General features: G+C 67.2%; 13 protein-coding genes. 2 read left to right on the plus strand and 11 right to left on the minus strand.

The window, feature by feature from the left end:
* Positions 1-343: 343 nt before the first annotated feature.
* The 3 genes from GGR48_RS15540 to petA are packed head-to-tail and all read right to left on the minus strand — an operon-like array spanning position 344 to position 3,125.
* Entirely contained in the window at positions 344-1,192 is an 849-nt protein-coding gene (locus GGR48_RS15540; protein ID WP_183952762.1) for a cytochrome c1, read from the minus strand.
* Between the two features lie 26 nt (positions 1,193-1,218).
* A complete protein-coding gene (locus tag GGR48_RS15545) occupies positions 1,219-2,517 on the minus strand; it encodes a cytochrome b (protein WP_183952763.1) in 1,299 nt (432 codons plus the stop codon).
* A gap of 14 nt (positions 2,518-2,531) precedes the next feature.
* The gene (petA, locus tag GGR48_RS15550) at positions 2,532-3,125 is read right to left on the minus strand and encodes a ubiquinol-cytochrome c reductase iron-sulfur subunit (protein ID WP_183952764.1); all 594 of its coding nucleotides are present in this window, start codon (positions 3,123-3,125) and stop codon (positions 2,532-2,534) included.
* A gap of 310 nt (positions 3,126-3,435) precedes the next feature.
* Here petA and GGR48_RS15555 point away from each other — a divergent pair, with 310 nt between their 5' ends.
* Positions 3,436-3,939, plus strand: a complete 504-nt coding sequence (locus tag GGR48_RS15555; protein ID WP_183952765.1) for a hypothetical protein — start codon at positions 3,436-3,438, stop codon at positions 3,937-3,939.
* Between the two features lie 292 nt (positions 3,940-4,231).
* Here GGR48_RS15555 and GGR48_RS15560 read toward each other — a convergent pair whose 3' ends face one another.
* The 8 genes from GGR48_RS15560 to radC all read right to left on the minus strand — a co-directional run bounded on the left by GGR48_RS15560 (position 4,232) and on the right by radC (position 10,377).
* Positions 4,232-4,681, minus strand: a complete 450-nt coding sequence (locus GGR48_RS15560; protein WP_183952766.1) for a MaoC family dehydratase — start codon at positions 4,679-4,681, stop codon at positions 4,232-4,234.
* Between the two features lie 10 nt (positions 4,682-4,691).
* The gene (locus GGR48_RS15565; protein ID WP_183952767.1) at positions 4,692-6,005 is read right to left on the minus strand and encodes an alkaline phosphatase family protein; all 1,314 of its coding nucleotides are present in this window, start codon (positions 6,003-6,005) and stop codon (positions 4,692-4,694) included.
* A gap of 105 nt (positions 6,006-6,110) precedes the next feature.
* Positions 6,111-6,503, minus strand: a complete 393-nt coding sequence (locus GGR48_RS15570; RefSeq protein ID WP_183952768.1) for a BLUF domain-containing protein — start codon at positions 6,501-6,503, stop codon at positions 6,111-6,113.
* A gap of 78 nt (positions 6,504-6,581) precedes the next feature.
* Entirely contained in the window at positions 6,582-7,682 is a 1,101-nt protein-coding gene (gene ychF / locus GGR48_RS15575) for a redox-regulated ATPase YchF (RefSeq protein ID WP_183952769.1), read from the minus strand.
* A 222-nt stretch (positions 7,683-7,904) separates the two neighbouring features.
* A complete protein-coding gene (locus GGR48_RS15580) occupies positions 7,905-8,099 on the minus strand; it encodes a hypothetical protein (RefSeq protein WP_183952770.1) in 195 nt (64 codons plus the stop codon).
* Positions 8,100-8,262: 163 nt separating this feature from the next.
* Positions 8,263-8,865, minus strand: coding sequence for a TIGR02466 family protein (locus GGR48_RS15585; protein ID WP_183952771.1), 603 nt, complete (start codon positions 8,863-8,865; stop codon positions 8,263-8,265).
* A complete protein-coding gene (pth, locus tag GGR48_RS15590) occupies positions 8,862-9,437 on the minus strand; it encodes an aminoacyl-tRNA hydrolase (protein ID WP_183952772.1) in 576 nt (191 codons plus the stop codon). Before pth ends, GGR48_RS15585 begins: the two co-directional genes overlap by 4 nt.
* A gap of 250 nt (positions 9,438-9,687) precedes the next feature.
* Positions 9,688-10,377, minus strand: coding sequence for a RadC family protein (gene radC / locus GGR48_RS15595; RefSeq protein WP_183952773.1), 690 nt, complete (start codon positions 10,375-10,377; stop codon positions 9,688-9,690).
* Positions 10,378-10,501: 124 nt separating this feature from the next.
* Here radC and GGR48_RS15600 point away from each other — a divergent pair, with 124 nt between their 5' ends.
* Positions 10,502-13,672 (plus strand): intermembrane phospholipid transport protein YdbH family protein, encoded by a 3,171-nt coding sequence (locus GGR48_RS15600; RefSeq protein WP_183952774.1) that lies wholly within the window; start codon positions 10,502-10,504, stop codon positions 13,670-13,672.
* The last annotated feature ends 29 nt before the right edge of the window (positions 13,673-13,701 follow it).

Below are 13,701 nucleotides of genomic sequence, written 5' to 3' on the forward strand. Positions count from 1 at the left end.
AACCAAAAGAAATCGGCCATCACACCGCCTCCTCACAGAGGCAGTGAATCACCATCACGCACATAACGGAAGCCAGTTATTGGGTCCGGACCCTAGAGTGGCACTCCCAAAAAGCGCCGATTGCAGGGTCCGCCATACCCAACCCCCGTTCAGCCTGAGCGCAGTCGAAGGCCAAGGGAAGCTCTTTCCCAAAAGGGATCGCGGCTCGGGCGGAAGCATGGGCTTCGCCGTCGCCCAGGCTGAACGGCGGTTGGGGAGGTGCCATGCTCCTCTTCCCCAAAAAGAAAAGGGCGGCCTCCCTATCGGAAGGCCGCCCCAGGCGCTCACATTGGCAAATCCGGTCTCAATGCTTCACGTCGCGCCAGACATTCTGATACGCGCCCCAGGCCAGGAAGCAGAACACCAGGATGAACAGGAACGCGCCGATCCCGGCGGCATGGCGCGATTCCAGCTTGGGCTCGGCGGTCCAGGTCAGGAAGGCGGCGACGTCCTTGGCCATCTGGTCGCGGGTCGCCAGCGTGCCGTCGGCATACTGCACCTGACCGTCCTGAGTGATGGGCGGCGGCATCGCGATGTTCAGGTTCGCGAAGTACGGATTATAGTGCAGCCCGCTCGGTGTCTTGGCGTCGGGGAACTTGCGCAGCAGCTCGGCCGGCTGGTTGCGATAGGCGTCGGGGCCGACCAGCGAATAGACGTAATCGGTGCCCTCATGCCGCGCCTTGGTGATCAGCGACAGGTCGGGCGGCAGCGCATTGTTGTTCGCCGCGCGTGCCGCGACCTCATTGGCGAAGGGCGAGGGGAAGCGGTCGGCGGGGACGTTCTTGCGCGTCGTCGCTTCGCCCGTCTCGGGGTTGATCGACGGCTGCTCGATCGCCCATTGATTGGCGATCGCCTTCACCTCGGCCTCGTTATAGCCCAGATCGGCGAGGTCGCGGAACGCCACCAGCCGCAACGAGTGGCAGGCCGCGCAGACTTCCTTGTAGACTTGGAAACCGCGCTGGAGCTGGCGACGATCGAACCGGCCGAAGATGCCGTCGGACGCCAGATGCGCTTCCTTGGGATGAAGGTGGAATTCCTCCTCGGCGGTGGGAGCGGGCGGCTCGGAGATGAGTCCCGACACGCTGCCCCACAGCGCGATGGCGAGGACGAAGGTGAAGGCCGCCCCGACCAGGAATGCGATGCCACGAACCATGTTCTTTTATCCTCTCTCGGTTCGCGTCAGGCCGAGGCCGAAGGGGTCAGGGCCGACTTGGTGGGGGCCGTGCCGCCATGCTTGGCCAGCACCGCCTCGGTGATCGAGTTGGGCAGCGGCGCGGGCCGCTCCGTCCGGGCGATCCAGGGCAGGATCACCAGGAAGTGGAGGAAATAATAGGCCGCCGTCAGCTGGCTGAGGATGATGAAGAAGGGCGTTGCGGGCGAACCGCCGCACCAGCCGAGCAGCAGCACGTCGACCACCAGCACCCAGAAGGCGACCCGCGCCTTGGGCCGGAAATTGTTCGACCGCACCGGCGAGCTGTCCAGCCAGGGGAGGAAGAACAGCAGCAGGATCGACCCGAACATCGCCAGCACGCCCCACAGCTTGGCGGGCAGGATGAAGTCGGCGGTGAAAGCGCGCAGGATCGCGTAGAAGGGCCAGAAATACCATTCGGGCACGATATGCGCCGGGGTCGAGAGCGGGTTGGCCGGGATGTAATTGTCCGGATGGCCCAGATAGTTCGGGAAGAAGAACAGCAGGCTGGCGAAGACCAGCAGGAACACGCCCAGGCCCACCGCGTCCTTGGCGGTGTAATAGGGGTGGAAGGGCACCGTGTCCTGCTCGCCCTTCACATCGACGCCGGTCGGGTTGTTCGAGCCGGGAATGTGCAGCGCCCAGATGTGCAGGATGATGACGCCCGCGATGACGAAGGGCAGCAGATAGTGGAGCGAGAAGAAGCGGTTCAGCGCGGCATTGTCCGGCGCGAAACCGCCCAGCAGCCAGATGCGGATGGTGTCGCCGACCAGCGGGATCGCCGAGAAGAAGCCGGTGATGACCTGCGCGCCCCAGAAGCTCATCTGCCCCCAGGGGAGCACATAGCCCATGAAGGCCGTCGCCATCATCAGAAGGAAGATGACCACGCCGAGCAGCCACACCATCTCGCGCGGGGCCTTGTACGATCCGTAATAGAGGCCGCGGAAGATATGGGTGTAGACGACGATGAAGAACATCGACGCGCCGTTGGCGTGGGCATAGCGCAGGAACCAGCCTGCATTCACGTCGCGCATGATGCTTTCGACCGAGTCGAACGCGACGCCCGCATTGGCGGCATAATGCATCGCCAGCACGACGCCGGTGATGATCTGGATGGCGAGCGCGGCACCCGCCAGCACGCCGAAATTCCAGAAATAGTTCAGGTTGCGCGGCACCGGATAGCCGGCACCCACCGCATTGTAGACGAGGCGCGGCAGCGGCAGCTTCTCGTCCAACCAGCGCATGACCGGCTGTTTGGGTTGATAATGCTTGGCCCAGGGAAAGCTCATGTCTCGGGTCTCCCTTAAGCGGCCGCGCCGACCGTGACGGTCGTGTCGCTGTCGAATTTATAGTCGGGCACCAGCAGGTTCAGCGGGGCCGGACCCTTGCGGATGCGCGCGGCGGTGTCATAGGCCGAGCCGTGGCAGGGGCAGAAATAGCCGCCATAGGGGCCCTTGTTCTCGCCCTCGCCGGCGCCCAGCGGCACGCAACCCAGATGGGTGCACACGCCCAGCGTGATCAGCCAGTTCTTCTTGCCCGGCTTGGTCCGCTCGGCCAGCGTCTGCGGATCGCGCAGCTCGGACAGCGGCACCGCATCGGCCTCGGCGATTTCCTTGGGCGTCAGGTTGCGCACGAACAGCGGCTGCTTGCGGAAGCTGGCCTTGATCGCCTGGCCCGGCGCGATCTTGGACAGGTCGATCTCGGTCGTCGCCTGCGCCAACACATCGGCCGACGGGTTCATCTGGTTGATCAGCGGCAGGACGATCGCCACCGCGCCGACACCCGCGAACGACACGGCCGCGATGTTGATGAAGTCGCGACGGCGGGGATCATGGACCTCTTCCTGGAATGGCTCCGGCGCCTCGCCGGGGGGTACGGTATTGTCCGTCATCGCCATTCGTCCTGTCCCTCCACCTTCGATCGCGTGCGCAAACGGTACGCTCTTGGACGGTCGTGCCGGATTGATCCCGGTCATGCGCCGTCCTGTCACAGCCCGCCCATGATGAACGGTACGTCAGGTTAGCCTTGCTTGGCGGGCTTTGCCAATCCCCTTTGGGCCAATCCCCCCTTCGACCGGCCGGTTCAGCGCCGGTGCAGCGATGGGCGCGCAGGAACTGTCGTCATCACGGCGGGTTGACCGCTGATCGACGCGGATGACGGACCCCTGCCGCACCCGCCACGGATCGACAGGGGCATGGAGAGACAGGATGGTCTTGGGCAAGACGTGGAGCGCGTTGGTCGCGGCCGGTTTGCTGGCGCTGGGCGGATGCACCGATGGCTATGGCTATAGCGGCGTGTCGGTCGGCGCGGGCTATGGCGGCGGCTATGCGCCCGGCTATTATGGCGGCGGGCTGGGTTACGCGCCGTCCTATTATGGCTGGTACGACAATTTCTATTATCCGGGCACCGGCGTCTATGTCTACGACCGCTACCGCCGTCCCTATGCCTGGAATGACGGGCAGCGCGCCTATTGGCAGGGGCGCCGCGACGCATGGCGCGGCGGCGCGATCCGGGATCAGTGGCGCGGCTGGGGCCGGGGCGGCTGGCGCGGGCCGGTGCCCGGCGCGGCACCCGGCTGGCGTGGGCGCGGGGGCGTCGTGCCGACGCCGGGCGCACCGCGGGCCGAGCGCTGGCGCGGCAATCGCGGGACGCCGGGCACGTGGCGCGGCGGCCGCTGGGGCGGCGGGCGCGGCGGACGCGGCCCGCGCTGATTAGACTCTGATCCAGCAAAGCCGGATCAGTGCGGCACCGGCCCACTCCCCCTCCCGACCCCCAAAGCGTATCCTGAATGGATGGTCGGATGGGGAGCTGGCCAGTGTTGCTTCTACGTGAGTGGATCAGACTCTATAGCAGGATGACATAGAGTGAACTCACCCCTCCCCTTCAGGGAAGAGGCCGGGGGTGGGGCGCCTCCACAGGCGAGCAGTTCGCGGCGATGCCCCACCCCAACCCCTCCCCTGAAGGGGAGGGGCTCGCGTTGACTCGGCGCAATGTCATCACGCTCTAACCCGCCGGTTTCGTCCGCACCAGCAGGGTCGGGCGGAACCGCATCACGGCGACATCGCCCTGATTGAACACGGTCAGCTGGCTGATGACGAACCCCATTTCGGGCCGGCTGGCCGAGGTCCGCGTCTCCAGCACCTCGGTCTCGCAGCGCAGCGTATCGCCGGGATAGACGGGCTTCAGCCAGCGAAGCTCGTCGACGCCGGGCGACCCCAGGCTCTGAAAGCCCGTCTCGCGATAATAGGCGACGATCATCGCCATCGTCATCGACGCGGTGTGCCAGCCGCTGGCGGACAGCCGGCCGAAATGGGTGGCGGCGGCGGCTTCGTCGGACAGGTGGAAAGGCTGCGGGTCGAAGCGCTCGGCAAAGGCGATCACCTCGTCGCGGTCGACATGGCAGTTGCCGAAGCTCGCCTTGTCGCCGACCGTGACATCCTCCAGAAAAACCATTCCGCGCTCCTTATCGCTTGAACACACGCCGAACCGGCGCGTCGGTGCCGTCCAGCCCCCGGCCCGGCGGCAAGCCGATCAGGTCGCGCAGCATAGGCGCCACCGCGACATTGTCGAACGGGGCGAGGCGGATGCCGGGCCGGATCGCGGGGCCATGCGCGATGAACAGCGCCGCCATGCTGGGGTCGGCATTGTCATAACCATGCATGCCGCCGGCAAAGGGCTTGTCGGGGCGCTTCGCCCTGATCAGCCATCCCGCCTCCGCCAGGCAGAAATAGGGGGCGATGCGGGGGTTGCGGCCATAATGGAAGCGCGCGGGAATCTCGCTCTTGCGCCAGCAATCGACATGGTCGTGATGTCCGAGCAGACGGCGCTCCAGCGCGGCTTCATGCCCCGGCACCGCCTGAATCGCGGCGAAGGGGCCGTCCTCGATCAGTTGGTAATCGGCGGGGTCCGCGAACTGGTCGAGCGCGACGACCCGGTCGCTGGAGGTGGCGGCCATGCCGTGATCGGCGACGATGAGCAGATTGACCGGCTGGTCCAGCGCGGCCAGCCCGTCGCGCAGCCGACCGATGGCGGCGTCGACGGCGCGGATCGCTCCGGCGACCTCGGGCGAATCCGGCCCGGCCTCATGGCCCATATGATCGACTTCGTCGAAATACAGCGTCAGGAAGCGGGGGCGGGTCGCCGCCGGCCGCCGCAGCCAGTCGATGATGGCGTCGACCCGCTGGCGATCATTGACCGCGCCGCTGAACTGCTGCCAGTCATGGGGGCGCAGACCGCCCTCGAAATCGCCGTTGGGCTTTTGGGTGGCGCCCCAGGCGATATTCGAGCCGGGCCAGAACATCGTCGCGGTCGGTATGCCGGCCTTTTCGGCGGTGACCCAGATCGGCTCGGCGGCATTCCACCAATAGGGCTGCTCCGACGACATGGTGAAGCGCTCGCCGGGGTGCGCGGGGTCGAGGAAGCCGTTGGCGACGATGCCGTGCCGGTCGGGCACGACGCCGGTCACCAGCGTCCAATGGTTCGGAAAGGTCTTGGACGGAAAGGCCGGCCGCATCACGCCCGTCGCGCCGGTCGCCGCCAGCCTCGACAGGTTGGGGCTGAGCCCGCGCGCCAGATAGTCGGCGCGAAAGCCGTCGATCGACACCAGGATGGTCACCGGTGCCTTCGCCTCGCCAGTGGTGGCGGCAGCCGAGACGGGGGACGCGGGCGCCGCGCGTGTCACCGGTTCCAGCGCGGGCGGGGTATAGGGATAGGCGCAACCCCCGGCGAGCAGGGCCAGCAGGGCAGGGGCGATGGCGGTAAGCGAACGGCGGATCACGGTCGGGAAAGTCCTTTCGTCCGAGCCCGATAGCGTCCTCTTATGACACAGGCGAGGCGAATGATGCCGATGCCGCGTGGCAGGGACCGGCCGTGCCGGCACGGGTCAGTCGACCGGAAAGAACCGACGAATATCGGGATCGGCGTTGCGCAGCAGCAGGCGGAGCCGCTGCGCGGACTCGTCGGGGCGATCACCCGGCAGGCTCGCCATCGCCCAGTCGCCGAAGACCGGGGCGTCGGTCATGCGATCGTCGAGGATGCGGATGCCGGCATGGCGCGGATCGCACATGATCCGCGACAGGGTTTCGCGCACGCTGTCGGCCGGACCTTCGAGCAGCTGGCGATATTGCCCGCCGCCGGTCCACAGGATGCCGGATATGCCGTCCATGCCGTTGTTGCGCCGCGACACCGCCAAGATGTCCTGGTGATCGGCGCGCTCGTCACCGCCCACCGACTGGCTGCTGTAAATGATTCGGCGAACAGGGTTAACATGGATCATGACGAGATAGATATCGCGATATCTATCTCGTGCAAGGGCCAAGACGGCCGGGCGGAGCGATCACCGCCCGGCGCGTCTTCAGACGTTGAAGCGGAACAGCATCACGTCGCCGTCTTGGACGACATATTCCTTGCCCTCGGCGCGTAGCTTGCCCGATTCGCGTGCGCCCGCCTCGCCCTTGCAGGCGATATAGTCGGCAAAGGCGATCGTCTCGGCGCGGATGAAGCCGCGTTCGAAGTCGCTGTGGATCTCGCCCGCCGCATTGGGCGCCTTGGCGCCGCGATGGACGGTCCAGGCACGGGCTTCCTTCGGCCCGACGGTGAAGAAGGTGAGGAGGTCGAGCAGCGCGTAGCCGGCGCGGATGACGCGGGCGAGGCCGGTTTCCGACAGGCCCAGCTCGGACAGGAACTCGCCGCGATCTTCCGTTGGCATGGTCGCGATCTCGGCCTCGATCGCTGCCGACACGACGACGGCCTGCGCGCCTTCGGCGGCGGCCTTCTCGAAGACGCGTTGCGAATGCGCGTTGCCGTTCGCCGCGTTCGATTCCTCGACATTGCAGACATAGAGGACCGGCTTGGCGGTCAGCAGCTGTGCCTGTGAAAAGACGCGCGCTTCCTCGTCGTCCTTCGGCTTGGTCAGCCGGGCCGGCTTGCCCTCGCGGAGCAGCTCCAGCGTCTGGCCGAGCACCGAGGCGGCGATCTTGGCTTCCTTGTCGCCCTGCTGGCCCTTCTTGATGAAGGCGGGGACGCGCTTTTCCAGGCTTTCGAGGTCGGAGAGCATCAGCTCGGTCTCGACCGTCTCGGCATCGGCGATGGGGTCGACCTTGCCCTCGACATGGGTGACGTCGCCGTCCTCGAAGCAGCGCAGGACGTGGACGATCGCATCCACCTCACGGATATTGCCCAGGAACTGGTTGCCCAGCCCTTCGCCCTTGGACGCGCCGCGCACCAGGCCGGCAATGTCGACAAAGGCGAGCTGCGTCTCGATGATCTTGGCCGAACCGGCGATCTCGGCCAGCTGGTACAGGCGCGGATCGGGGACCGCGACATTGCCGACATTGGGCTCGATCGTGCAGAACGGATAATTGGCGGCCTGCGCCGCCGCCGTTTCGGTCAGCGCGTTGAAAAGGGTAGACTTGCCGACATTCGGCAGGCCGACGATGCCGCAGCGGAAACCCATGCGTCGCTTATCCTACAGGAAAGGGAGAAAGCGTCCCTCTAGCGATGATGGGGGGACTTCTCAACCGATGGTGGGGGCCGCCTGATGCCCAAACGGCCGTTCAGCCTGAGCGAAGTCGAAGGCCATGGGAATTGGTTGGCAAAGTGCCCCCTGAGGCGAAGGTCAGCCAGTGGCCTTCGACTTCGCTCAGGCTGAACGGGCCGGGGGAAGGGGTGATCAGGGTCAGGCGATCCCGACCATCATCGCGGCGGCCCACCCGAGCAGCAGCATGCCCAGTGCGCTCGAAAAGCCCATCATCACCAGGCCCATATAATGCAGCATCGGCGGATTGGCGCGCTGCGCCTTCTTGTTCCGGCCGAGGCCCGACAGCACGAAGCTCGCCAACATGCCAAAGGTGAAGACAGCGAATTCGAGCATCGGGGTAGCGTCCGGTCTGGGGTGCGATCGCTATCGCCCTTAACCAAGATAGGTTAACAGCACGATATCGCGTCGACGAAGCGCCTTTCATGTGCGACCGAATGAGGGAACTTTTCATCCGGTCGCGGGTGTGGTGCAGGTCGTCGACCCCGCAAGCGTCAGATCAGCGATAGTTGAAGCTGACGCTGATCCGCTCGCCCTTGGCACCATTGGGGACGACCTCGTGTCGCAACCAGCTTTCCCAGAGGAGCACCGTGCCCGGCTCGGGCGTGGCGGTGGCGAAGGTCGCCAGGTCGTCCGGCGCATCGGGACGGCGCGGGGGGGCCGCCATCAGCATCGGCAGGCGCGGGTCCTCCAGCTTCAGCGCGCCCGAGCCCTTGGGCATGGCGACATAGAGCGTGCCCGAGACGACCGAATGGGGATGGATATGCGCCGAATGATGCCCGCCCGGCTTCAGGACGTTCACCCACAGGCTGTCGAGCTTCAGCTTGCGCCCGCCCAGATCGAAGGCGCATTCCTCGACGAAGCGCGCGACATGGCGGTCGAGCTTCTTGCGCAGATCGGCGAATACCGGATCGCGGACCGGCAGGTCGTTGAGCGAGGCATAGCTGGTATAACCGCGATAGCCATGTTCCTTCGACCAGCGCCGCCCGGCGCGGTCGTCCTCGGCCAGCGCCCAGCAGCTCTGTTCGATCTCCTCCAGCAGATCGGCATCGTCGAGCTGGCCCTCATAGAGCAGCGAGGCGAAGAGACGCCGTACGCTCATGCCGCATCCCCCATCCGCAGTGCGACGTCGTTGACGAAGCGGATGTCATCGCCCTCCGCCAGCCAATGCGCCTCCGCCGATACCGCGCCGAGCAGGTCGGACAGCGGCTCGATCTCGGCCTTGGCATAGTTGCCGAGCACATAGCCCGTCACCCGGTCCTTATGCCCCGGATGACCGATGCCCAGCCGCACGCGGCGGAAGTCCGGCCCCAGATGCTGGTCGATCGAGCGCAGCCCGTTATGCCCCGCCGTCCCGCCGCCGGTCTTCACCTTCACGCGAAAGGGCGCGATGTCGAGTTCGTCGTGGAACACGGTCAGCGCCTCCACGCCCAGCTTGTAGAAGCGCAGCGCGTCACCGACGCTGCGGCCGCTTTCGTTCATGAACGTCGCGGGTTTCAGCAGCAGGATCTTCTGCCCGCCGATCCGGCCTTCCTGGGTCCAGCCTTGGAATTGCTTCTTCACGGGGCCGAAATCATGCACCTCGGCGATGGCGTCCATCGCCATGAAGCCGACATTGTGGCGGTGCATCGCATATTGCGGCCCCGGATTGCCCAGCCCGGTCCAGACCTGCATGTGGATTTCCTTGTTCGCTTGGTTGGGCAGGGCCCTAGCACCGGGGGCTTCGGGTTTCCAATGCGGGGTAGGAGCGTGGGCGAAGGTTGAGGCGTGGGCTTCGACTTCGCTCAGCCTGAACGGCGGTTAGGTGGCTTGGCCGGGTATCCAATTCTCCGTTCAAGCTGAGCCCTTCGACTGGCTGGCAAGCCAGCCGCTCAGGATAAACTTCGGCGCGTCGCGCCGAAGTCGAAGCCCAAGGGAATCCCCCTCAAATCAACCCCTGCGCCCGCAGACTCACATGCCCCGACGTGCCGATGATCAGGTGATCATGCACCGCGATCCCCAGCCGCTTGCCCGCCTCCGCGATCGCGCGCGTCACGTCGATGTCGGCACGGCTGGGCGAGGGGTCGCCGCTGGGGTGGTTGTGGACGAGGATGATCGCCGCCGATCCCAGCGCCAGCGCGCGCCGGATCACCTCGCGGATATAGACCGGCGCCTGGTCGATCGAGCCTTCGCCCATCAGCTCGTCACGGATCAGCATGTTGCGCGTATTCAGGTGCAGCACCCGGAACCGCTCGACCCCGTGATGCGCCATGTCGGCATGGAGATAGTCGAGCAGCGCCTGCCAGTTGGACAGGATGGGCCGCTTCGCCGCCTCCGCCTGCACCAGTCGCAGTGCGCAGGCGTGAGCGATCTTGAGCGTCGCCGCCGCAGTCTCGCCGACGCCGTCGACCTTTTGCAGCGCGACCGGATCGGCGGTCAGCACGCCGCCAATGTCGTGGAACTCGCGCAGCAGGGCCTTGGCGATCGGCTTGGTGTCGCGCCGGGGGATCGCGGTCGTCAGCAGATATTCGAGCAGTTCATGGTCGAGCAATCCGCCGCCGCTCAGTAATCGGTCGCGCAGCCGTGCGCGATGTCCGGCATGATCGCTCGCCCGGTCCTGATCGTCGTCACGCATGGCCTGGTCCCCCGGCCGGGTATCATAAGGGCCGCATCGGGAACTGTCGCGGGGCTTCGTGCGATTGCCTCGCGCGCGGCGGGACGGCTATGACACCGACCCATGCGGAGGGAGTAGTAGCGGGGTGGAGGGTACGGACGAGGAGGTCGAGACGTCCGTCAGCCCCGTTCGGCGCTTCCGGCGGCTGCAACGCATCCTGATCGGCATCGCGCTGGTCCTGCTGTTCGCGCTGATCGGCCTATGGATCGCGCGCAAGCCGCTCGCCAGCGATGTCGTCAACCGCGAACTCGCGCGCCGGGGCGTGCCCGCGCGCTATACCATCACCGATCTGGGATTCGGGCGACAGCGGCTGACCAACGTCGTGATCGGCGATCCGCGCCGGCCCGATCTGGTGGCCGACTGGCTGGAGACGCGCACGCGACTGACCCTGTCGGGACCGCAAGTGACCGGAGTGCGCGCCGGACGGGTGCGGTTGCGCGGACGGCTGGTCGATGGCCGGATCAGCCTGGGCGCGCTCGACCGGCTGATGCTGGCGCCCACGCCCGATTCCAGCGCGCCTTTCGTCCTGCCCAAGCTTGACGTCGTGGTCGAGGATGGCGGTATCCAGCTCGAAACGCCGTACGGTCTGGTCGGGCTGAGCCTGTCGGGGCGGGGGCGGCTGAACGACGGTTTCTCGGGCAGGCTGGGCGCGGTCGCGCCCGCCTTGCGCGTCGGGGATTGCGCCGCCACCGGGCTGGCCGCGCCGATGCGGGTGCGGATCGTCGACGAACAGCCGACGCTCAGCGGCCCGGTGCAACTGGATTCGCTGCGCTGTGGCGAGGTGGCGGTATCGCGTCTGTCCGCCCGGACCGAGGTGACCCTGTCGCGCGCGCTCGATCATTGGCAGGGACAGGCCCGCCTGCGCAGCGGTGCGATCCGGCACCCTTCGGTCGTGGCCGGGGCGATCGGCGGGTCGCTGGATTTCGCCGGCAATGCCCGCGCCACCACGGGTCGGGTGCAGATCATCGCGCGCAACGTCGCCGGCGAGCCGGGGCGCGCCGAACGCGCGACCATCGCCGGGCAATATCTGCTCGGCCGGGTCGCGCGCTTCGACGGCCGCGTACAACTGGGCGGCGCGCGGGTGGCGGGGACGTGGCTGAACCGGCTCGACGCATGGAGCGGTGCGGCGGCGGGTACGCCGGTCGGGCCGGTGGTGCGCAAGATGCTGGGCGCGGCGCAAGCGGCCGGACGGCGCTTCGCGCTCGACATGGCGCTGGCGTTCGACAGCGATCGGGGGCCGCGTGGTCCGGGTTTTGTCGTGCGCGTGCCCCGTATGTCGCTCGCCTCCGCCAGCGGTGGACGGCTGGCGTTGGCCGGGGACACGGGCCTGATCGTCGATGGTCGGGGCGTTCGGATCGATACGCGTCTGGCGATGCAGGGCGGCGGCCTGCCGTCGCTGCGCGCCACTTTGCGACAGGACGGGCCGCGCGCGCCGATGCGCGGCACCGCGACGCTGGCGCGCTACGATGCCGATGGCGCCAGCCTGGCGCTCGACCGGCTGGTCTTCCAGGCGGCGGCGAATGGCGAGACGCGGATCACCAGCCGCGTCGCGCTGTCCGGCCCGATCAGCGGCGGGCGGATCGACGGGCTGGTCCTGCCGGTCACCGCCCGCTGGGACGGCGGGCGGCGGTTGCGGATCAATCCCGATTGCCAGCCGCTGCGCATCCGGGCGCTGGCACTGTCGGGATTGCGGCTCGACGAGGTCGCGACGCGGCTGTGCCCCGTCGATGGCGCGCTGGTCCGGCTGGATGGCAACCGCCTGGGCGGTGGTGCGCGACTGGGCACGACCCGGCTGACCGGTCGGATCGGCAGCAGCCCGCTGGCACTGTCGGCGACCAGCGCGCGGTTCATGCTGGCGGATCGCCGCTTCGCGCTGACCGGGGTGAAGAGCCTGATCGGCCGGCCCGAATCATCGACGCGAATCGATGCCGAGACGCTGACCGGCCAGATCACCGCCAACGGCCTTGCCGGGCAGTTCACCGGCGGCGATGGCCAGGTGGGCCAGGTGCCGCTGCTGCTCAAACAGGCGGCCGGCGACTGGCGACTGGCGGGGGGCGTGCTGACCCTGAACGGCGCGCTATGGGTTCATGATGCGCGGGCCGACTCGCCGCGCTTCCTGCCGATGGAGGCGCGCGGCGTCGCGCTGACGCTGGATGGCAGCCGGATTCACACCACGGGCACGCTGTTCGAGCCGACCCATGATGTGAAGGTCGCCGACCTCGTCATCGACCATGCGCTCGACCGGGGGGCGGGCTCGGCCGATCTGGTGGTGCCTGGCATCACCTTCGGCAAGGATTTCCAGCCCGAACGGCTGACTCCGGTCACCTTCGGCGTCATCGCCGATGTCCGGGGCACGGTCGTTGGGCGCGGGCGAATCGAATGGGACGCGAACGGTGTGCGCTCGACCGGGCAGTTCGGCACCGAGGGCATCGACCTCGCCGCCGCTTTCGGTCCGGTGACGGGCATCGCCGGCACGATCCGCTTCACCGACCTGCTCGCGCTGGAAAGCGCGCCGCATCAGGAGGTGACGATCCGCACCGTCAATCCGGGCATCCAGGTAACCAACGGCGTCGTCCGCTATCAGACTCTGTCGGGCACGCGCATCCGGGTCGAGGACGGACGCTGGCCCTTTGCCGGCGGCACGCTGACGCTCGATCCGACGCTGCTCGACTTCTCGCAGCCGGTCGAGCGGCGGATGACCTTCCACGTCAATGGCGCGGCGGCGGACCAGTTCCTGCTCCAGTTCGACTTCCAGAATCTGAACGCGACGGGTGTGTTCGACGGCACGCTGCCGATGATCTTCGACGAGCGCGGCGGGCGGATCGAGGGCGGGCGGCTGGTCGTGCGGCCGGGCGGCGGCAGCATCGCCTATCTGGGCGAGCTGACCCAGAAGGATCTGGGATTCTGGGGCAATCTGGCATTCGGCGCGCTGCGCTCGCTCAATTATCGCTCCTTGCGGATCGACATGAACGGGCCGCTGGCGGGCGAGATGGTCACGGACGTCCGCTTCGCCGGGATCAGCCAGGGCAAGGGCGCCAAGTCCAACTTCCTGATCCGCCGCCTGCAAAGGCTGCCCTTTGTGTTCAACGTCCGGATCAAGGCGCCCTTCCGGGGCCTGCTCGACTCGGCGCAGTCCTTCTATGATCCGCGCCGCCTGATCCAGCGCAACCTGCCCGCGCTGCTCGAGGAACAGAATAAGCGCGCCGCGCCGCCCACATCCACCATTCAGCCCTTGGCAAGCGAAACCGTGCCATGACCGTAACAGGATTGAAAATGCAGGACAGG

It is taken from the genome of Sphingomonas pseudosanguinis, assembly GCF_014196255.1.
GTDB lineage: Bacteria > Pseudomonadota > Alphaproteobacteria > Sphingomonadales > Sphingomonadaceae > Sphingomonas > Sphingomonas pseudosanguinis.

What these genes read in the sequence shown, in the direction of transcription:
- GGR48_RS15580 (WP_183952770.1), bottom strand. Translation starts at nt 8,099, where the DNA reads ATGCTCGAATTCGCTGTCTTCACCTTTGGCATGTTGGCGAGCTTCGTG.
- radC (WP_183952773.1), bottom strand. Translation starts at nt 10,377, where the DNA reads ATGCGTGACGACGATCAGGACCGGGCGAGCGATCATGCCGGACATCGC.
- GGR48_RS15540 (WP_183952762.1), bottom strand. Translation starts at nt 1,192, where the DNA reads ATGGTTCGTGGCATCGCATTCCTGGTCGGGGCGGCCTTCACCTTCGTC.
- petA (WP_183952764.1), bottom strand. Translation starts at nt 3,125, where the DNA reads ATGGCGATGACGGACAATACCGTACCCCCCGGCGAGGCGCCGGAGCCA.
- pth (WP_183952772.1), bottom strand. Translation starts at nt 9,437, where the DNA reads ATGCAGGTCTGGACCGGGCTGGGCAATCCGGGGCCGCAATATGCGATG.
- GGR48_RS15570 (WP_183952768.1), bottom strand. Translation starts at nt 6,503, where the DNA reads ATGATCCATGTTAACCCTGTTCGCCGAATCATTTACAGCAGCCAGTCG.
- ychF (WP_183952769.1), bottom strand. Translation starts at nt 7,682, where the DNA reads ATGGGTTTCCGCTGCGGCATCGTCGGCCTGCCGAATGTCGGCAAGTCT.
- GGR48_RS15560 (WP_183952766.1), bottom strand. Translation starts at nt 4,681, where the DNA reads ATGGTTTTTCTGGAGGATGTCACGGTCGGCGACAAGGCGAGCTTCGGC.
- GGR48_RS15545 (WP_183952763.1), bottom strand. Translation starts at nt 2,517, where the DNA reads ATGAGCTTTCCCTGGGCCAAGCATTATCAACCCAAACAGCCGGTCATG.
- GGR48_RS15585 (WP_183952771.1), bottom strand. Translation starts at nt 8,865, where the DNA reads ATGAGCGTACGGCGTCTCTTCGCCTCGCTGCTCTATGAGGGCCAGCTC.
- GGR48_RS15555 (WP_183952765.1), top strand. Translation starts at nt 3,436, where the DNA reads ATGGTCTTGGGCAAGACGTGGAGCGCGTTGGTCGCGGCCGGTTTGCTG.